Source organism: Dorea sp. Marseille-P4042, assembly GCF_900290215.1.
GTDB classification, from domain to species: domain Bacteria; phylum Bacillota; class Clostridia; order Lachnospirales; family Lachnospiraceae; genus Dorea; species Dorea formicigenerans.
Genome location: NZ_OLMI01000001.1, coordinates 1,017,439 through 1,036,617, shown reverse-complemented (window position 1 = coordinate 1,036,617; position 19,179 = coordinate 1,017,439). Strand labels below are relative to the sequence as shown.

Annotated in this window: 17 protein-coding genes, 1 other RNA gene and 1 riboswitch; all 18 genes read left to right on the top strand. The window is 39.5% G+C overall.

The features are described from left to right. The first annotated feature begins 184 nt into the window (after positions 1-184). The 18 genes from C7E02_RS05210 (at position 185) to C7E02_RS05130 (ending at position 19,178) form a co-directional block, all read left to right on the top strand. The gene (locus C7E02_RS05210) at positions 185-2,632 is read left to right on the top strand and encodes an InlB B-repeat-containing protein (RefSeq protein ID WP_105308973.1); all 2,448 of its coding nucleotides are present in this window, start codon (positions 185-187) and stop codon (positions 2,630-2,632) included. A gap of 17 nt (positions 2,633-2,649) precedes the next feature. Then, positions 2,650-3,036, top strand: coding sequence for a hypothetical protein (locus tag C7E02_RS05205; RefSeq protein ID WP_005334192.1), 387 nt, complete (start codon positions 2,650-2,652; stop codon positions 3,034-3,036). Between the two features lie 97 nt (positions 3,037-3,133). Then, a non-coding RNA gene (gene ssrS / locus C7E02_RS05200) (6S RNA) lies at positions 3,134-3,315 on the top strand. A gap of 173 nt (positions 3,316-3,488) precedes the next feature. After that, positions 3,489-4,784, top strand: a complete 1,296-nt coding sequence (locus C7E02_RS05195; RefSeq protein ID WP_105309018.1) for a SpoIID/LytB domain-containing protein — start codon at positions 3,489-3,491, stop codon at positions 4,782-4,784. A 119-nt stretch (positions 4,785-4,903) separates the two neighbouring features. Next, a complete protein-coding gene (locus C7E02_RS05190; protein WP_022278472.1) occupies positions 4,904-5,740 on the top strand; it encodes a YihY/virulence factor BrkB family protein in 837 nt (278 codons plus the stop codon). A gap of 137 nt (positions 5,741-5,877) precedes the next feature. Further along, positions 5,878-7,101 (top strand): helix-turn-helix domain-containing protein, encoded by a 1,224-nt coding sequence (locus tag C7E02_RS05185; RefSeq protein ID WP_022278473.1) that lies wholly within the window; start codon positions 5,878-5,880, stop codon positions 7,099-7,101. A 3-nt stretch (positions 7,102-7,104) separates the two neighbouring features. Beyond that, complete coding sequence (locus tag C7E02_RS05180) at positions 7,105-8,262, top strand: double-cubane-cluster-containing anaerobic reductase (RefSeq protein WP_005338698.1); 1,158 nt, start codon at positions 7,105-7,107, stop codon at positions 8,260-8,262. A gap of 264 nt (positions 8,263-8,526) precedes the next feature. Further along, positions 8,527-9,528, top strand: coding sequence for a methionine ABC transporter ATP-binding protein (locus tag C7E02_RS05175; protein ID WP_005338700.1), 1,002 nt, complete (start codon positions 8,527-8,529; stop codon positions 9,526-9,528). Further along, complete coding sequence (locus C7E02_RS05170; RefSeq protein WP_105308972.1) at positions 9,528-10,196, top strand: methionine ABC transporter permease; 669 nt, start codon at positions 9,528-9,530, stop codon at positions 10,194-10,196. The genes C7E02_RS05175 and C7E02_RS05170 overlap by 1 nt, the downstream gene beginning before the upstream one ends. Before the next feature lie 70 nt (positions 10,197-10,266). Continuing rightward, positions 10,267-11,100, top strand: a complete 834-nt coding sequence (locus C7E02_RS05165; protein WP_005338703.1) for a MetQ/NlpA family ABC transporter substrate-binding protein — start codon at positions 10,267-10,269, stop codon at positions 11,098-11,100. A gap of 17 nt (positions 11,101-11,117) precedes the next feature. Further along, on the top strand, positions 11,118-11,429 hold the full coding sequence (locus tag C7E02_RS19635) for an AEC family transporter (RefSeq protein ID WP_154104384.1): 312 nt from the start codon (positions 11,118-11,120) through the stop codon (positions 11,427-11,429). Further along, on the top strand, positions 11,420-12,505 hold the full coding sequence (locus C7E02_RS05155) for a uroporphyrinogen decarboxylase family protein (RefSeq protein WP_105308971.1): 1,086 nt from the start codon (positions 11,420-11,422) through the stop codon (positions 12,503-12,505). The genes C7E02_RS19635 and C7E02_RS05155 overlap by 10 nt, the downstream gene beginning before the upstream one ends. Before the next feature lie 210 nt (positions 12,506-12,715). Beyond that, positions 12,716-12,928 carry a uroporphyrinogen decarboxylase family protein gene (locus C7E02_RS05150; RefSeq protein WP_005338706.1) on the top strand — a complete coding sequence of 71 codons (213 nt, stop codon included), beginning with the start codon at positions 12,716-12,718 and terminating at the stop codon, positions 12,926-12,928. Positions 12,929-13,209: 281 nt separating this feature from the next. Further along, positions 13,210-14,433 (top strand): dicarboxylate/amino acid:cation symporter, encoded by a 1,224-nt coding sequence (locus C7E02_RS05145; RefSeq protein WP_029731385.1) that lies wholly within the window; start codon positions 13,210-13,212, stop codon positions 14,431-14,433. 178 nt (positions 14,434-14,611) lie between these two features. After that, positions 14,612-14,821: riboswitch (cobalamin riboswitch) on the top strand. 167 nt (positions 14,822-14,988) lie between these two features. After that, on the top strand, positions 14,989-15,384 hold the full coding sequence (locus C7E02_RS20175; RefSeq protein ID WP_330406730.1) for a uroporphyrinogen decarboxylase family protein: 396 nt from the start codon (positions 14,989-14,991) through the stop codon (positions 15,382-15,384). Then, complete coding sequence (locus tag C7E02_RS20170; protein ID WP_330406729.1) at positions 15,381-15,860, top strand: uroporphyrinogen decarboxylase family protein; 480 nt, start codon at positions 15,381-15,383, stop codon at positions 15,858-15,860. Before C7E02_RS20175 ends, C7E02_RS20170 begins: the two co-directional genes overlap by 4 nt. 64 nt (positions 15,861-15,924) lie before the next feature. Then, complete coding sequence (locus tag C7E02_RS05135; protein ID WP_105308970.1) at positions 15,925-17,661, top strand: leucine-rich repeat protein; 1,737 nt, start codon at positions 15,925-15,927, stop codon at positions 17,659-17,661. A gap of 5 nt (positions 17,662-17,666) precedes the next feature. Continuing rightward, a complete protein-coding gene (locus C7E02_RS05130) occupies positions 17,667-19,178 on the top strand; it encodes an ATP-binding protein (RefSeq protein ID WP_105308969.1) in 1,512 nt (503 codons plus the stop codon). The last annotated feature ends 1 nt before the right edge of the window (position 19,179 follow it).

The window sequence follows — 19,179 nt, the reverse complement described above, 5'->3', positions numbered from 1 at the left end:
ATGCCAAAAAACTCCTTTTTATCATTATATTAAGGTAAAGGAATTCTTAAACACCAAAAAGTCTTAAAAATAACGACAAAAATGTTGACGTCTTAGAATATAAGACATATAATGGGAATGCTAGGATAGGCATGCAATGGGATAAGGCAGAAATTAAATAAACGAAAGTGAGGAAAAAACAAGTATGAAGAACAAAGTTCTTAAACAAATGCTTGCGTTTTCTCTGGCTGTCGCTCTTGTAGGGGGGAATTCAGTAGCAACTTTTGCTGCTGAGCCAACTAACGGAACAGAGTCAAGTGCAAATACGCAAGCAGCAACAGATGCAACCGCTAAAAAAGTTGCGGTAGTTAATTTCAACATTGAAAATGGTAAATTTGATAATGGCACAAACCATGCACAGTATCAGCTGCAAGCAGGAGATGAGCAGGATTTACCGAAAGTTACTGTAGATGACGGATATGAGTTCTTAGGTTGGACAGTATCAGGAAAAAGTAACACAACTTGGAAAGCAAGTAAAGAAAGTTTTACTTTCGAAGATGCAAATGCAAACTTTTACCCAGCTACAGCGACAGAAGGCTATACTACAGTTACAGCAGAAGTACAGAAGGTAGAGAAGAAAAAAACAGCTCATATCACATTTAATGTTGATCCGGAAAAGGGTAAATTTACAAATCCAGCGAACGCTGAGTATGTAAAATTTGATGATGATGAGTATTCAGAGACACAGTATGATGTTCCAAAAGTAGAAGGAATCAATGGATATACATTCACTGGCTGGAAATTATCCGGAGCAACAGATGGTAACTGGGATGCAGATGCAAAGACATTTGGAGTTACAGGACTTGCTCATTATGCCAAAGGAAGTAATGACGGATATGCTACATTGGAAGCTCAGTTTAAGAAAGAAGCTAAGAAAGCTGATGCTGTTTTACGTGTTCATTATGTAGATGAGAACGGTACACCATTAGATGGATCACAGTATATTGTTTCATTAACAAAGAATGGAACAGTAGGTGAAAAAGCAACATTTGCTGCAACATCCTTTACAGCTCCAGAAGGCTATGAATTAGTTGGTGGTGACATAACTGACGTGGAAGTAGCATATGGAAAAGACAAAGATGTTAATGTAAAAGTAAAAGCTATTAAAGAAGAAAAAGAAGCAAGAGATGTAATTGTAAACTTCAATGTCGCTCCAGAAGAGGGACAGTTTACAGATCCGGCAGGGGCTAAAGTTGTTACATATACAATTAAAGAAGATTCAGCAGATCAGTTCCTTGTACCTACAGTAAAGGCTAAAGAAGGTTACGAGTTTACAGGTTGGTTAGTAAACGGAAAAGAAGAAGGTTTCTGGAGTGCAGATGCAAAGACATTTGGAATTACAGGCCTTGCTCACTTCCCAGAAGGATCTGACACAGGATACATTGTTGTAACAGCTCAGTTCAAAAAAGCTGAGGCAGCTAAGAGAAGCGTGACAATTAATGTTGCAATCGATCCTGAAAAAGGCGAATTTGTAGGAAGAGATGATAAGTATGCTACAATCACTTATACAGATCTTGATGAGTTTGCTGAGGCACCAATTCTTTTACCAGAAGTAAAGGCTAATGATGGATACAGACTTGCAGGATGGACAGTAGAAGGAAAAGAGTCAATCAAACTTGATGCAAATGCAACAAGTTTAGGATTTGCAGGCCTTGCTCACTTTAACGATGGAGAAAATGTTGGATACATTTCTGTAGAGCCAGTTTTCGAAGAAGTGAAAGAAGAAAAAGCAGCAGTAGTTAATGCAAATGTAGTTGTAGATCCTGAAAAGGGTGAGTTTGAAGGATATGACGGAGCAACAAAGCTTGAGAACAATAATCTTCAGGAAGCTGATGATACACTTGGATTCCTTCCAACTGTAACAGCAAAAGAAGGATATACATGGACAGGCTGGGAAGTAACAAATAAAGCAGGTGAAGTAGTATACACATTAGACACAAACACAAGCTCTATTGCGTTCCCAAAAGGAGTAGAAGATGACTACACAGTAACAGCTACATTTACAGAGAATAAGACAACAGCAGTAGTTAATGCAAATGTAGTTGTAGATCCTGAAAAGGGTGAGTTTGAAGGATATGACGGAGCAACAAAGCTTGAGAATAATAACCTTCAGGAAGCTGATGATACACTTGGATTCCTTCCAACTGTAACAGCAAAAGAAGGATATACATGGACAGGCTGGGAAGTAACAAATAAAGCAGGTGAAGTAGTATATACATTAGACACAAACACAAGCTCTATTGTGTTCCCAAAAGGAGTAGAAGATGACTACACAGTAACAGCTACATTTACAAAAGATGAGACTCCAGTTGATCCAGTTGATCCGGTAGACCCAACAGAGCCAGCACAGCCAACTCAGCCAACTCAGCCAGCTACACCTTCTACAGGCAATACAGCAAACAATACAGCAAACAAAACTACTGACAATAAGAAGGTAGAGAAGACAGCAGCTAAGAAAGCAGAAACAAAGAACGAAAATAAAAAAGCTCCAAAAACAGGTGATGAGAGTATGCCAATCGCTTACATGCTTACACTTGTAGGAGCAGCAGTGGCAGCTATTATTGTTCTGATTAAGAGAAAAAGAACAATCTAGAAACTGTGAATAATCACATGAAACACAAAAGACGGTATCGAAGATATCGGAATAAAAAGAAAAAAGCCTATATCCTGGCAGCCCTGATCTTATGCATAGTCATTGCGGCGGTAGCAGTTTTTGCTATCAGCCGCATGGCTGGTAAAGAGCAGACATCAAAAAATCAGACAGAAGTAAAAGCGCTTGTTATTAATGCTGAAAAAGTAGACGAAAGCAAACTGAAAGATTTGATTGAAAGTGCCGGAAAGATTAATCAGAGTGTTTATACAGATGAAACAGTAAATACTTTAAATCAGGCAAAAGAAGAGGCCGAAGAAACGATTCAGGGAAAGCCAAATCAGGAAGAGGTAGAAGATTCATATTTGAATCTGGTAAATGCAATTCAGTCACTGCAGAAAAAATAATGATATTTAATGTAATGTTTAGATTTTATAAAATGGAAACTAGATAAATCTACCTGTTGTAAAAAACGGGTAAATGAGTTATAATAATTCAAGAAGTAAGAACCTGGGATGCACGATAACTCCTGTTATTTTGAACCTACATCACTTTAAACGGGACTCTTATATCTTCGTAATATGTCGAGCCTTCATTATGCAGAGGATGGCAGAAAAGCGAATGCGGACACCCACCTAGCAGACAGCTAGGAGTCAAAATACAGGAACCGGCATTTTGGGGAACATACAAAAGATAAAGGACAGTCGTTTGCGCGGCTGTCTTTTTCTAATGTGAGGGGGGGACATTTATTTAATTCCCCTTCTACTTGAGTGGGTGTTGAATCAATCATAGGACATAATGATTAGGGAGAGAATAGAGTTTGAAACATTTACGAGGAGAAAAGAGATTTTATTATGGTATGACAGTGCTGGTTCTGGTGTTTATTATTGCAGGACTAACAAGTAATCTCGAAGGCGGAGTCCGTGGAAACCGCCAGGAAAAAGAAGCATTTGACCAGAAGCCGGAAGAAGTACAAACGGAACAGGAAAATCAGGGAGAAGAGACGCAGGTAGTGTCTAATCCGAATATCCGGGTTCTTCTTATGACGGATGGATATAAGAATACCATTCATCCGTCTGTGACAGTCAGCTCAACATCTGGACTTTCTATTACGTATGGGGAGACAGTAGAAGAATGCGAAGCGGGGATGGAAGTGACATTTATGCCAGATGACAGCCGTTTTCAAAGTGGGAACATCCGGATCCAGGCAAAAGAAGGGGAGATTACGGTAAATAGCCTGAAGCGTGGATACGGGATTCCTTCTTACCAAGGCATACTGGAGCTTCGGACAACAGCGGAAGGAATTGCGATTATCAATGAACTCCCTGTTGAGAATTATCTGTGCCGGGTCGTGCCCAGCGAAATGCCGTCCGGTTATGAAATAGAAGCGCTGAAAGCGCAGGCAGTCTGTGCCAGAAGTTACGCCTACAGGCAGATGGCAGAATATGGATATCCGGAATATGAAGCTCATGTGGATGACAGTACGAATTATCAGGTCTACGGCAACAGTGCACCGGCAGACAGCGCAGATCTGGCTGTTCAGGAGACGGCAGGACAAGTCGTGCGTCTGGACGGAGAGATTGTGACGACTTATTATTATTCCACTTCTTGCGGAAAGACGACCAGTATGAAAGCATGGGGGAATGAGGAGAATGACGGAAACCGATATCTTCAGTCTGTAGAAGTAAAAGATGAGAACGGTGATTATGAGAGAAATCTGCCATGGTATCGCTGGGAGGCGAAGATTCAGGCAAAGACTTTATCAAATTTGATTGGACTAAATACCGGCAAAGATATTGGAACGTTGCAGAATATCAATATTTTGGAAAATGGACCGGGTGGTGTAGTATTAACAATAGAGGCTGTCGGTGACAAAGGTAGTGTAAGAGTCTCAACGGAAAATAAAATCCGGCGTGCTCTTGGAGGAAAAGGATACACAATTATAAAGCAGGACGGTACAAAAGTCAAAAGCAGCAAGCTTCTTCCAAGTGCATTTTTCACAATCAACAAGTCCGGAGATACATTTGTCATAAAGGGCGGCGGGTTCGGACATGGGATTGGCATGAGTCAGACCGGTGCGAATGAAATGGCAAAATGTGGAAAAAACTATCAGGAAATATTGACTTTTTTTTATCAAGGCGTCACCATTGGATAATTGTTCGTAGACAAAATGTATAAAATCGGATAAAATATAAAATTATGTAACTGTTCAGAACAGGCGGTATCACTGGGAAAAGTGGAACGCCGGAACATAAACAAAGCTAGGTAAAAGTGATGAAAAAGATAAAAGAATTATATGATGACATCATGGAGCTGACTGGAGAGATAACGAAAGACCATGTTGGGGCATACGCTGCACAGACAGCATTTTTCTTTATGCTCTGCATGATCCCGATTATATTGTTGTTACTGACTATGGTGCAATATACGCCCGTCACAAAGGCTGATGTCATGACGGCTGTGATTCAGGTATTTCCATCATCGGTAGATTCATTGATTACATCCATTGTCAATCAGGTCTATAATCAGTCATCTGGTATTATCCCGATTACGATCGTGGTAGCACTTTGGTCGGCAGGAAAAGGTGTACTTGCCATGAGTTCAGGACTGAACTGTGTGTATAATTGCCGTGAGACACGTAACTATTTTTTCCTTAGGATAAGAGCAACTGTTTATACAGTAATGTTTATACTCGTTATTATATTTTTACTTGTGTTGTCGGTATTTGGTAACAGCCTGAATATTTTTATTGCTGAGCATGTACCATTTTTAAGAAATATGGCCGACTGGCTGATCCGGGCAAGGAATATTATTACACCGATTGTAATGATTGTATTTTTACTGTTGATATATAAATTCCTTCCTAATAGAAGAGACACATATAAAAGGCAACTTCCGGGAGCAGTATTTTCTACGCTGGGGTGGATGGTCATTTCCTGGGTGTTTTCTGTATATGTGGATGTGTTCCAGGGATTTTCCAGTATGTACGGAAGTCTGACAACGATCATGTTGATCATGATGTGGATGTATTTCTGCATGTATTGCATTTTGATCGGCGGAGAGTTGAACATTTGGTTCGGGGAAAAGATTGATGAGAGTGAGGAAAGATAACAGGATAGTATAACGAAAGGCGTAAAAAAATTAATCCTATAGAAAAAACCTATAGATATATGAAAAGAACTGATTTTACGCAAAATTTTCCTGGTGGTATCATAAAAGGAGATAGTAGATGCCGGGAGGGAGAAGAGATGGAAGAAAAAATAAATCTGAATGTCTGTTACAGAAAAGCATTTGAAGCATTAGGGAGTACTGGTTCTGTGCAGAAATTTACAGATTATATTACAGAATATGCGCCGGTTGTTTTGATTGTTCTGGACATTGGAGGCAAGATACTTGCAATGTCTCATAAAGGAGAATATAATGAAACACTGTTGCCGGAAGGTATGGACAGCAAACGAAGAGTAGAATTGATTTCACAGATGATCGAATATCGCTCGAAAGAGTCAAGGGGCAAATCCATGCTCATTCATGTATCGGAAGAATATTATGCTGTGAATGAAATTGTAGTTAAAGGAGATGCAGAAGGTTTCGTTATATCTATTCTGGATGCAGGAATTTATAATGCAAAAGATGCAGAGGAAACATGGATTCAGATGAATGATATTGTCTGTCAGGGACTTGGAATGTTAATGGAGCGTCAGGAACAACATTCTCATTCTCATATATCGACAATACGTCGTGTGATTGCCCGGTTATTATTTGAAGGCGAGGGGAAGCAGCTTCTGAATGGAACGAATGATATATATAACGAATATGTTGTTGCCCCATTTCGAGTAGCAGTTGTACGTACAGAAGTTTATAATAGTCTGCAACTTCAAAAGGCGGCTAATTATGTAAGTGATGTATATGAAAATGTGTTTGTTTATATAGAGGAGCAGTATGCTTGTCTTCTTTTCACAGATATACATACAGAAGAATGCAGAGACAAGATTTGTAAAGTTATGGATAACATGTGTGAAAAATATAAGCTGTTATGTTGTCTAAGCGGGAGCTTTAATGAGATTGAATTGATTGATAAGAAACGATTTATGTGTCAGAAAGCACTGGAGATTGCGCATGAACAGGAACCGGATAAAAGAAGTTTTCGTGAAGAAGATTATTATGTCCAGATAGTCTGTTCTTGTGCATTGCCTTATATTGGACATGCGAGATATCTGGAGCGTGAACTTACTGAACTAGCCAGCGAAGATGAGGCAAAGGAAACAAAATTCTATGAGACATTAAAGCAATACTTGCTTGTGGGTAATAATGTAAGTATGGCAGCAAAGAAAATGTTTATACATAGGAATACAATGATTTATAGACTTTCCAAAATTAATGAGATTTTGGGAGTGGATATTAATGAGCCGGGAATTGCTCATAAGATTTTAATTAGTATACTCCTGCGGGAACAGGAGAAAGAGGAGAAGTAGAGAATGGAGATTATCAAGGATTTGCCGGAAATCTTCGATGAGTTTGAAGACAAGAAAAAACAGTCATTTTTGAAGGTAAAAGAATATAAAGAAAAGCAGATTCCGATAATCGGTGCATATTGTTCGTTTTTTCCAAGAGAAATTGCAGTTGCCATGGGAGCAATTCCTGTGGGGCTATGTTCTTCAGCGAATGAAACAGTAGAGCTCGCTGAAACGGTATTGCCAAAGAATGTATGTCCATTAATCAAATCTAGCTATGGTTATGCCATATCTGATCGGTGTCCTTATTTTCATTTTGCGGATTTGGTTGTGGGAGAAACAACATGTGACGGCAAGAAAAAAATGTACGAATTGATGTCTGAGTTTAAAGAAGTTTATGTTATGGAATTGCCGAATACACAGTCAGAAGGCGGACTTAGATTCTGGCGGGAAGAGATTATCCGGTTTAAAGAATTTCTGGAAGAATATTTTCAGGTAGTAATTACAGAGAATGATATTCGACGTGCAATTGTATCGCAGAATAAGCGAAGAGAAGCATTGAAGAGATTTTATGGACTGATGAAGCTGGAACCAGTTCCAATGTCAGGACTGGAACTTGGTAAGGTGCTTTATGGTTCGAAATATCAATTTGGTCAGGAAGAGATGACAAAGGAGTTAAATGAATTGTCAGATCGTATTCTGGAAGAATATGAGAAAGGTCGTCAGCTAGAAAAGAGACCGAGAATCCTGATTACCGGCTGCCCTATGGGCGAAGATACAAATAAAATCGTAGAGGCAATTGAGAATAACGGCGGAGTTGTAGTCGGTTTTGAAAACTGTACTGGAGCGAAAGCAGTAGAGCGTATGGTAGATGAAGATGATCCGGATGTTTATGGTGCAATTGCAAGAAAGTATTTTAGCATAGGCTGTGCAATTATGACACCGAACAATAATCGTATCCATCTTCTTGGAGAAATGATTGATGACTATCATGTAGATGGGGTAGTTGAGATGATATTATCGGGCTGTCATTCTGTGGAAATGGAATCCATCAGTGTGAAGAATTTCGTGAATGAAGAAAAGCACTTGCCATATCTGGCCGTAGTGACAGACTATTCGAAAGGTGATGTAGGACAATTAAATACACGACTGGCAGCATTTGTAGAAATGATTCGTAAATAATTACAATTGACAAGGGTGCATTTATCAAATATAGATAGATGCACCCTGTTTTTGTGCAGATATAACATATGTCTATAAAGATAAATATAGATATAAACAATAAAAGAACGATTATATAGATACAATCAATAAAATATACAAAAACGCATGGGATAAATTGTGCACGATGCACAATTAAAACAAGAAAGATTGGAATTATAAATGAAGAAATTATTGAGGAAATTGTATAAAATAGGAAAAGTAATTTAGAAGGAGGAAAAAACGTTGATTGAGATAAAAAATCTGAAAAAGTTATGGGAAGACGATGGAAGCTCCGTTCTGGAAGGTATCAACCTGACAATTGAAGACGGAGATATTTATGCGTTAGTAGGTCGAAGTGGCGCAGGAAAATCTACACTTCTTCGCTGCATCAACGGTCTGACATCTTATCAGGAAGGAAGCCTGAAGGTTGACGGATGTGAGATCAAAGATTTGAAAGATAAAGAATTACGAGAATTCAGACGGCATGTTGGAATGATTTTTCAGCAGTTTTCACTACTTGAACGAGAGACGGTATATAAGAATGTCGCTCTTCCAATGCAGTGCTGGAAATATCCGAAAGACCAGATTGATAAAAAAGTAAGAGAACTTCTGGAACTGGTTGGTCTTGGAGATAAGATGAATGCAAAACCGAGAAATTTAAGTGGTGGACAAAAGCAACGTGTTGCAGTTGCAAGAGCATTGACTATGGATCCGAAGATTTTGCTTTGTGATGAGGCTACTTCAGCACTGGATCCGAAGACGACGAATTCAATTCTGGATCTGTTGATGGAAATTAATCAGAAACTTGGAATCACAGTTATCATTGTAACACATCAGATGGAAGTTGTAAGAAAAGCGTGTAATAAAGCATGCATTCTGGAAAATGGCAAGATTGCAGATGAAGGTACTGTAAAAGAAATCTTTATTAAACAGCCACAGTCCCTGAGAAGGTTATTGGGCGAAGAAGAAGAAAAACTTCCGGATACAGGACACAATATTCAGATTTCATATCTGGTAAAGGACATGAAAGATGGAGAATTGTTCAGTACGATGACATCAGAACTTCAGTATGTATTTCCGATTGTGAATGGTTTGATTCAGGATTATCAGGGAGATCAGATGGGAATATTTGTAATCAATATTGATGATGAACATTTAGGTGTAGTTACAGATTACCTGAATCAAAAAGGAATTAAATGGCGCGAACTTTCAGGTGAGCAGGGAGAGACGGAGGTGAATGAATAATGGCTTTCACTAATTATACTTTTACACAGATTTGTCAGATGTTAGTAGTTCCGGCGTTTTTTGCAACACTTAAAATGCTGTTGATTTCAGGAGTTTTATCTACGATTTTCGGATTTGTGTTTGGAGTTATTTTGATTCTGACTGAAAAAGGCGGGCTTTGTCAGAATGTTGTGATTAATCGTATTCTGGATTTTCTTGTAAATACGATACGTTCATTTCCATTTATTATTTTGATGATTTCCATCATTCCATTTACAAGATTAATTGTTGGAACATCAATCGGAGAAACAGCAGCGCTCGTACCGCTGACTGTAGCATGTACTCCGTTTATGGCGAGAATTTTCCAGAACAGTTTTAAAGAAGTAGATCCAGCTTTAATTGAAGCTGCACAGTCTTTTGGAGCATCAAAAAGTCAGATTGTATTCAAGGTCATGTTAAAAGAAGCAGTTCCATCTATTATTTCAGGACTTTGTCTTGCGATTATTAATCTGCTTGGCTGTACAGCAATGGCAGGAGCAGTTGGAGCGGGGGGTCTTGGAGCAGTAGCTCTTACATATGGTTACCAGAACTTTAATAAGCAGATTATGTACACGATTTGTGTTGTTCTGATTATTCTTGTTGCGATTATTCAGTACTTTGGTGACTGGATTTATAAGAAATTAAAATAAAAACGGGGACGCCTGTTTTTAAGAAAAAACTAACAAACAAACAGGAGAATTATTAAGGAGAAAAAGAAAAATGAAGAAAAAGTTAATTAGTGTATTACTTACATTAGCAGTAGCTGGAACAATGTTAGCTGGCTGTGGAAGCTCAAAAGCAGATGACACAAAGAGTGAGGCTGACAGCAGCACAGAGAAAAAAGATATCACAATCGGAGTTCGTGCTGATATGGTAAATCAGTATGCTGCAGTAGAGGATAAACTGAAAGAACTTGGATACAATGTTCAGTCAAAAGTATTTGATGACAGTGTACAGCCAGATGTAGCATTAGCAGAAGGAAGCATTGACTGCAACTGGTATCAGCATGAGCCATACCTTAAGAGTTACAACGAAAAGAATGGAACCAATCTGGTTATGGTAGAGCCAAAGACATTTTATCCATTATTCGCAATGTATTCTGATAAATGGGATTCAGTAGATGAGCTTCCAGATGGAGCTACAATCGGACTTTGCAACGATGCAACAAACCAGGCAAGAGGACTGCATCTGTTAGAGTCTCAGGGACTGATCACATTAGATGATTCTGTAGAGAGTCCGACAATGTATGACGTAAAAGAGAATCCACATAACTTCAAATTCATCGAAGCTGAGATGTCTGTATTACCACAGTCTATCAAAGACGTTGATGCAATTTGCCTTGCAGCAGGACATATGGTAAATGCAGGACTTTCTGCAGATGGATATCTTTGCCAGTCTGATGACAATGACACATATGCTGTAGGATTTGCAGTTCGTGCAGAGGACAAAGATGCACAGTGGATCAAAGACATTGCAGAAGCTGTTCAGTGTGATGAACTTGCAGAGTACTTTAAGACAGAGAAACAGGGAACACAGATTCCTTGCTGGGAGTAAGAAGATAGTTCTATGGAATTAGCCGGAATGACGATGTACAAAACTCTTGTGATGACGATACTTGCGATTGTCGGGGGATTCTGTTATCAGCTATTGCTTTTTTCCTGATCTGGTGTATCTGCAAATGGGTCGTCCGAAAATTGGATAAAGATTATGCAGTTGTGGAATTAGTTGCATTGATGTATTCTAATTGTGGATTTATCGGAATACCGATGGCACAGGGGATTTTTGAGGCACAAGGAGTTTTTTATATGACTGCCTATGTAGATAACAGTACCATTTTCTATGTTGTTCTGTTAGAAGAAAGAGGTAAGAAAAGATGGAATTAGTAAAACTTGAGATGACGCCAAAAGAGAGGAAGATAGCTTACGCAAGAGGAGAAGAGGTGGACCGTATTCCGACGTCTTTAAGTGCAGGAGAGACAGCTCCTCCGTTATATGGGATTTCCATTCGTGATTATTATTTTTCAGCAGATGCCATGGTGGAAGTAGAAAGCCGTCTGGCAGAAGATTTTCAGGCGGATAATATGGGGATGGGACTGGGACTTCGGACGCTGGTAGAAGCACTCGGAACAAAGCTCGAGTATCCGGAGCACAGCGTTTCTTATATTGAAAAGCCGGCACTGGAAACCTTTGATGACCTGGATCATATGGAGCTTATTAATGTTGAAAAAGATGGAAGATTTCCTATCATAATAGAAGCATTTGAAAGACTTCAGGAAAAATATGGAAAAGAACGCGGAATTGGTAGTGGACTTGCAGGACCATTTACAACAGCTGCAAGTTTGATTGGAACTGAAACATTCTTAAAGGGTACGGTCAAACATAAAGAACAGGCCCACAAATTATTGCAGTATAGTACAGACTGTGTTGTAAAATGTTGTGAAGATCTTCATCGTAAACTAGGAATTGGGTTTACACTTTCTGAACCAATGGGCTCCAGAGATTTACTTAGTAAACGACAGTTTAAAGAATTTTTTGTCCCTTATATAAAACAGGCAGTAGAGCGTATGAACAAATTTCAGGGTTCAACTGGAATTCATATCTGTGGACATACCAGGGATCGCTGGGAAGAAGTTATTGGCACAGGAGTCAGTGGATTTTGGGTAGATAACTGTGAGAGTATTCAGGAATTGAAGGAATGCTATGGCGATAAGGTTGCAATCAGTGGAAATGTGCCACCTGTAGATGTATTGAAAAATGGAACATTTGAAGAAATTGACCAGGCAATTAAGAAATGTATTATTGAAGCTGGAGACAATCCGAGAGGATATAATCTCTGTCCTGGATGTACCACTCCGGTAGATACGACGAAGGAAAACATGATTGCATTTATGAATGCAGCTGCAAAGTATGGACGTGGTGCAAGAAAAGGTTATATGCCAAGAGGTATTACAGAGTTATAAGCAGTCGTGTTGAATATTATTTTGTACAGTAAGATAATGTTGTAGCCGGAAACACTCAACTATCATATATGTGATAATAAGTAGAAGAGGTACGAAAAGTATGAGAACGAGTGTGGCAGGTCCGATTTCAACAGCTATAGCAGTCAGGCCAGTTGAAAAGGTTCTTCGCCATACGAGAAAGAATCCGGAAATGTTCCGCCAATCGAAGTGATGAAAGATGGATCGATTGATGATGTCATTGAGGCATGTAAAGACTGCCTGAGAAAATGTGGAGATAATCCAAAAGGTTACATTTTGAATACAGGATGTCAGCTCCCGATTGGTACACCGAAAAGAAATGTAGAGGCATTTATCTATGCGGCAAGAAAATACGGTCGTGGTGCGCAGTTAGGAAAGCTTCCGAAAGGTATTCTGGAAGATTAAAATATGTAATTTGTGCAAATGAAGCGACAAAAATGATATTTTGAGGCAAAAAAGGGACACCGTGTTTCGCAGTTGGGGACGTAGTATTTTGAAAGTTTGCTACGTCCCCAACTAATCAAAAAATGCATAATTTTCCACATGAACTTGCAAAAAACTGGTTGATGAATCAGAATAAGGTATGATATAATTTTATATCAGAGAAAAGGCATTGTCTTATGACAGTGCTTTTTTGGGGTAAAATATAACGGGGAAATGAAATCAAGTAAAGAGAGGTTAAAATCATGAAACAAAAGAAAAAAATGTCTTTGGCAATGCAGATTTTTATCGCATTGGTTCTTGCAATTGTAGTAGGACTTCTGATGCAGAGTCATGCAGAATTTGCAGAGAGTTACATTAAGCCGTTTGGAACAATTTTTCTGAACCTTGTAAAGTTCATCGTAGTTCCAATCGTATTATTCTCCATTATGTGTGGGATTATCTCCATGCAGGATATTAAAAAAGTGGGAGCAATTGGTTTAAAGACCGTTGTATACTATATGTGTACAACCGCATTTGCAATCACATTTGGATTGATTGGAGGAAATCTGTTCAAAGGAATGTTCCCGGTCGTTGCAACAACAGACTTGACTTATGAAGCAACAGAGTCGGTATCATTTATGGATACAATTGTGAATATTTTCCCATCCAATTTTATTGCACCGATGTCTGAGTCCAATATGCTTCAGGTAATTGTGATGTCAGTATTGTTCGGATTTGCGATTATTCTGATTGGACCGGAGAAAAATCCACGTTTGATCCAGGGGTGTAATGATCTGAATGATATGTTTATGAAATGTATGGAGATGATCTTAAGATTATCTCCAATCGGAGTATTCTGTCTGTTGTGCCCGGTTATTGCAGTAAATGGTCCGATGATCATCGGTTCACTGGCAATGGTGCTCTTAGCAGCGTATGTCTGCTACATTATACATGCAGTTGTTGTATATTCATTAGCAGTAAAGACAATGGGCGGTATGAGTCCGATCGCATTCTTTAAAGGAATGCTTCCGGCAATGATGTTTGCATTTTCCAGTGCTTCTTCCGTAGGAACACTTCCAATCAATATGGAGTGTGTAGAGAACATGGGAGCATCAAAAGAAGTGACTTCATTTGTGCTTCCGCTTGGAGCAACAATTAACATGGATGGAACTGCAATTTATCAGGGAGTATGTGCAATCTTTATCGCGTCCTGTTATGGAATCAACCTGACACTTCCACAGATGCTGACGATTATTCTGACAGCAACACTGGCATCTATCGGAACAGCAGGTGTGCCGGGATCTGGAATGGTTATGCTGGCAATGGTACTTACATCTGTAGGACTTCCAGTAGATGGAATCGCTCTTGTAGCCGGAGTGGATCGTATCTTTGATATGGGACGTACAACAGTAAACATCACAGGTGATGCAAGCTGCTGCATGGTTGTCACAAATCTTGAGAAAAAGAAAGCATTAAGAAAAAAATAAGTATGTAGTTTCGCAAGTAGGAATGTAGAGCCATTCTTAATGATGTACACTTGGTTTTTATGAGTTTATTCTTTTTAGGAATTCCATGAAGACTGAGTGTATTTTATTTGGAAAAACGATAATTGGGTAGATATATCAATATTATTTATTTGAAATAAGCGTGCTTAATAATTATACTGGATGCAGAAGACTATATTAGTGATGGATTTGACATTTAAAAGGGAATCTGGTGAGAATCCAGGGCAGCCTATTCTACTGTAAGATGGACGAAGCTTCAACGGAGTCACTGGTATTTATATCTGCAACAGAACAGCAGTAATATAAGCCGGGAAGAGGAAAGCAGAGGATGAAATCAAGCCAGGAAACCTGCTATATAGGAATTGGGATTTTCGGTAGGGAAAAGAACAGACACTTCGTTTTATTTTCCCTGCCTTTTTTAGTGGAAAAATATTTCATACTGATCGTTCATGACAGTGATAGAAGTTATAGTGTATAAAATCCAGGGAGAATATTGAGAAACTTATTGTTTGCATGTATAATACGAGGAGGAGATTTATGCACGAATTAGACCAGATGACACCGAATCAAAGACTGAATGCTTTTATGACAGGACAATCGATGGATCGAATGCTTGCAATGCCGGTCATAGTATCTATGTCAGGCGATGTATGTGGGATGACTCATCGCGAGAAAAGAAGCTCACCGGAGAATGAGGCAAAGTGTCAGATTGAAGCGTACAAAAGATTTGGTAATGACCTTGCAGTCATTGAATACGGGCTTCACATGGTAGGAGTTGGGCTTGGGGGAACGACCAATGATCCGGAGATTCAGACACCTGCAATCGCAACGTATCCGCTTGAAAGTTTGGATGATATTGACAAGCTGGATCCGGAACGTCTGAAGATTGTCTTATCGATATTTATAAAGAGTTCATTCAAGAAGGGGTATTGATCCTACAATGTGATCCACTCGCTTCTGGCACAATCTTGAGAAAGAGTCAGTATCAGGAGTTTGTGCTTCCGTATGCAAAAAAAGTAAATCAGGCAATTCATAATGCAGGAGGAATGGTCTGCTATCATATATGTGGGGATACGACCAAAACAATTGATGACATGGCAGATGCAGGAAGTGATATGATCAGTGTGGACAATGTCGTTGATTTGGAGCATGTAAAAAATACAGCAGGGCAGAAGATGCCGATTCTTGGAAATGTGGCACCGGTCGACTATTTTATTCAGGGAACAAAGGAAGAAATGGATGCAGCTGTAAAGAGGTGTTTGCAGAAAGCATGGGATTCACCGAATGGTTATATTCTTGCCTCTGGATGTGATCTTTCCGGTCAGGTAAAATTGGAGAATATTGAAGCGTTTATGAATGCAGCAAGAAAGTATGGGAAATGGCCATTAGATCCTAAGAACTTTGAGTAAAATGTGTCGGAAAGATAATCTGCCAAATTTGAATAAAAAGATATAAAATCAGAAAACTAATCTGATGGAGGTAGATAAAAAGGACATGGTTGTTCAGATCATATCTGGATTTCGGGGATCCGGAAAAACAACATTCTTAAATCAATGGATAGAACAGGTAAAGGGAAAGACTGCGGTAATTCAAAATGATTTTGGTGCACAGGCAGTTGACCGGGAAAATGCAGAAGGCAGCTTGATCTATGAAGAAATCGGTGAGGGCTGTATTTGCTGTGGGATGGCACTTGAGTTTGAAGAAAAGATGCGCCGGATTGCCATGGAAGATTGCCCGGACAGAATTTTTATAGAAGCATCTGGATTTGGAAAACTGTCCGATGTCGTGAAAGTATGTACGCAGCTAAAAGAGAAGGAACATCTTGAGATGATGATTGGACCGAATGTTACAGTTGTAGACATTGGCATGGTGGAGGCATATGCCTCCGGACTGGGAGAATTTTATGTAGACCAGATTGAACATGCAGATGTGATTCTGGTCAATAATATTGATTCAGACGATGTAGAATCGGAGGAAATAGAAGAAGGCTGGAAAGCGCTGGAACGACTGAATACGAAAGCGTTGAAAAGTGAAGATGCACGGGAAGTATTAAAAAGTGTAATGGAATCCGGAAACGTAGATCAAAATCTTCAGATAGAAGGAGATACGCTTATAAAATATCTTGGAGCTGATGCATTTGTAGAAGTGCCGGATGGTATCCGGATCATCGCAGACAGTGCTTTTGAGTATTGCATGGAAGTGCAGGAAGTGCATTTGCCAGATTCAGTGGAACGAATTGGAAAGCATGCCTTTCAGGGGAGTGGAATCAAAAAGATACATTTACCGGAAAGCATAAAAACAATCGACATTTATGCTTTCAGCGGAACACCTCTGGAATATATAGAATTACCGGAGAATTTGCAGAAACTTGGGCACAGTGCATTCCGCTATTGCAGGATGTTAAAAAAAGTGAAGTTTCCAGAACATCTGGTGGAGATTCCGCATGATACATTTAATGATTGTGGAAAACTGCGGGAAGTAATACTGCCGCATGATACAGAAGTGATTGAGGCTCATGCATTTTCCGGGTGCGCGGCACTGGAACAGGTGGATTTACCGGAGAGTGTGAAGCGAATGGAAGAAGGTGCTTTTGTGACTTGTGTCAGTCTGGAGAAAGTACATTTGCCAAAAGGACTGGAGGTGGTAGAACGCAAGGTGTTTTACCGGTGTACGAATTTAAAAGAACTTCATTTCCCAAAACGGGTGACAGAGTTTGGCAAAGGCATCTTTTCGCAATGTTCTGCATTAAAACGAGTGTATATAGAAGGAAACCCGGTGGATGAAGAAGTGTTTCAGGACTGGGATATGTGGACAACTTGCTATGATATGGAAGAAATCATTGCACCGAATATGAGGATTACGAGATTTGCAAAAGAATGGAGAATGTGGGCGGCAGCAGGACTTGCAGATTACCTGGTAGAACATGGAGATGTAAGAAGTGAAATCCTTGATTCTTATGTGAAGGATCTGAAAGAAAACCGGAGTTCCTATGAAGTCCTTTTATTAGAAAATAAAAAGTTATTACAGTTTTTCATTCATTACAATTTATTGGCGGAACAGGCAGTGAACAGACTTCTGGATCAGTCACTGCAAAAATCTGACATGGAGATCCGTAGCATGCTGTTGAATTATCAGAATGAAATCCAAAATGAGGATAAGAAGGAGGAGACGGGCAGCCAGCTTGATCAGCTTCTGGCAGCGTTGTCATAATATTTATGAATATTAGGGAAGCAAAAGAGCAGATTGAACATGCGGTAAAATTGTATCTGGAAAAGGATGAAAAAGGCAGATATATAATTCCGACAGAAAAGCAGCGTCCGGTATTTTTGATGGGAGCGCCGGGAATCGGTAAAACTGCAATTATGGAGCAGGTTGCGCAGGAACTTGGAGTAGCACTTGTGTCTTACACGATGACACATCACACAAGGCAGAGTGCACTGGGACTTCCATACATTGTAGAAAAGGAGTATGGTGGAGAAAAATTTCAGGTATCTGAGTATACGATGAGTGAGATTATTGCAGCGGTTTATGAAGTGATGGAGGACACGGGAATATGTGAAGGAATTCTTTTTCTAGATGAGATCAATTGTGTATCTGAGACTTTGGCGCCGGCGATGCTTCAGTTCTTACAGTACAAGACATTTGGACAGCACAAAGTGCCTGAGGGCTGGATTATCGTAACAGCAGGGAATCCGCCAGAATACAATCATTCGGTGAGGGAATTCGATATTGCGTCCTGGGACCGCGTAAAGAGAATGGATGTAGAGCCTGATTATAGTGTCTGGAAAACATATGCTTATGAGCAGGGGATGCACCCGGCAATCCTGACTTATCTGGATCTGAAGAAAGATGCCTTTTATTCCGTGGAAAATACAGTGGATGGAAAGCATTTTGTGACAGCAAGAGGCTGGGAAGATTTAAGTCAGATCATGTGTCTGAGTGAAAAGAAGAATCTGCCTGTGGATCTGAATCTGATCAGCCAGTACGTGCAGGATGAGCAGATTGCCCGTGACTTTACAATTTATTATGATTTGTTCAAAAAATATAAAAATGATTATCAGGTGGACCGTATCTTATTTGGCATTCCATCAGAGCAAGTAAGACAGAGGGCGATGAAAGCATCTTTTGATGAGAGGATTTCTTTCCTTGGTCTTTTGATGGATGGAATTACGGATACTGTTAAAGAGACAATGGAGATGCAAAATGCATTGTTTGTATTTGGGGATTGCCTGAAAAAGATAAAAGCAGATGTGGAAAAAGGCCGAGACCTTGTTTCTTGTATCGAACAACAAAAAGAATGTTTAATGGAACAAGAAAAACAGAAAAAACGTGCCGGTAATTTATCCCGTGCCCAGGTGTGGGAAGATGACCGTGTGCTTGTTTATCTGGAAGAATGCCGGGAAAAAGCAGGCATACGGACTCCGGATGAAAGAGATTTTGTAATTCTCAGAGATTATTTTGCCCAGTTGACAGAAAGCTTTCAAGAGCAGACAAGAAAATCATCGGGGTGTCTGTCCAACTCATTTTACTTTTGCGAAGATGTGTTTGAAGAAGGACAGGAGATTCTTGTATTTGTGACAGAACTTACGGAAAATGAATATACGGCCAGATTTATCAGTCAGTATGGATGTCGGGAGTATTTTAAACATAATAAGAATTTGATGTTCTACGAGAGACAGAAAAATCTTATGGATCAGATTCAAAATCTGGGGCTTGATCAGGTGTAAT

Excerpts from the sequence above, each read along its gene's own strand:
- C7E02_RS05210 (WP_105308973.1), top strand. The coding sequence starts at position 185 with ATGAAGAACAAAGTTCTTAAACAAATGCTTGCGTTTTCTCTGGCTGTC.
- C7E02_RS05205 (WP_005334192.1), top strand. The coding sequence starts at position 2,650 with ATGAAACACAAAAGACGGTATCGAAGATATCGGAATAAAAAGAAAAAA.
- C7E02_RS05195 (WP_105309018.1), top strand. The coding sequence starts at position 3,489 with ATGACAGTGCTGGTTCTGGTGTTTATTATTGCAGGACTAACAAGTAAT.
- C7E02_RS05190 (WP_022278472.1), top strand. The coding sequence starts at position 4,904 with ATGAAAAAGATAAAAGAATTATATGATGACATCATGGAGCTGACTGGA.
- C7E02_RS05185 (WP_022278473.1), top strand. The coding sequence starts at position 5,878 with ATGGAAGAAAAAATAAATCTGAATGTCTGTTACAGAAAAGCATTTGAA.
- C7E02_RS05180 (WP_005338698.1), top strand. The coding sequence starts at position 7,105 with ATGGAGATTATCAAGGATTTGCCGGAAATCTTCGATGAGTTTGAAGAC.
- C7E02_RS05170 (WP_105308972.1), top strand. The coding sequence starts at position 9,528 with ATGGCTTTCACTAATTATACTTTTACACAGATTTGTCAGATGTTAGTA.
- C7E02_RS05165 (WP_005338703.1), top strand. The coding sequence starts at position 10,267 with ATGAAGAAAAAGTTAATTAGTGTATTACTTACATTAGCAGTAGCTGGA.
- C7E02_RS05155 (WP_105308971.1), top strand. The coding sequence starts at position 11,420 with ATGGAATTAGTAAAACTTGAGATGACGCCAAAAGAGAGGAAGATAGCT.
- C7E02_RS05150 (WP_005338706.1), top strand. The coding sequence starts at position 12,716 with ATGAAAGATGGATCGATTGATGATGTCATTGAGGCATGTAAAGACTGC.
- C7E02_RS05145 (WP_029731385.1), top strand. The coding sequence starts at position 13,210 with ATGAAACAAAAGAAAAAAATGTCTTTGGCAATGCAGATTTTTATCGCA.
- C7E02_RS20175 (WP_330406730.1), top strand. The coding sequence starts at position 14,989 with ATGCACGAATTAGACCAGATGACACCGAATCAAAGACTGAATGCTTTT.
- C7E02_RS05135 (WP_105308970.1), top strand. The coding sequence starts at position 15,925 with ATGGAGGTAGATAAAAAGGACATGGTTGTTCAGATCATATCTGGATTT.
- C7E02_RS05130 (WP_105308969.1), top strand. The coding sequence starts at position 17,667 with ATGAATATTAGGGAAGCAAAAGAGCAGATTGAACATGCGGTAAAATTG.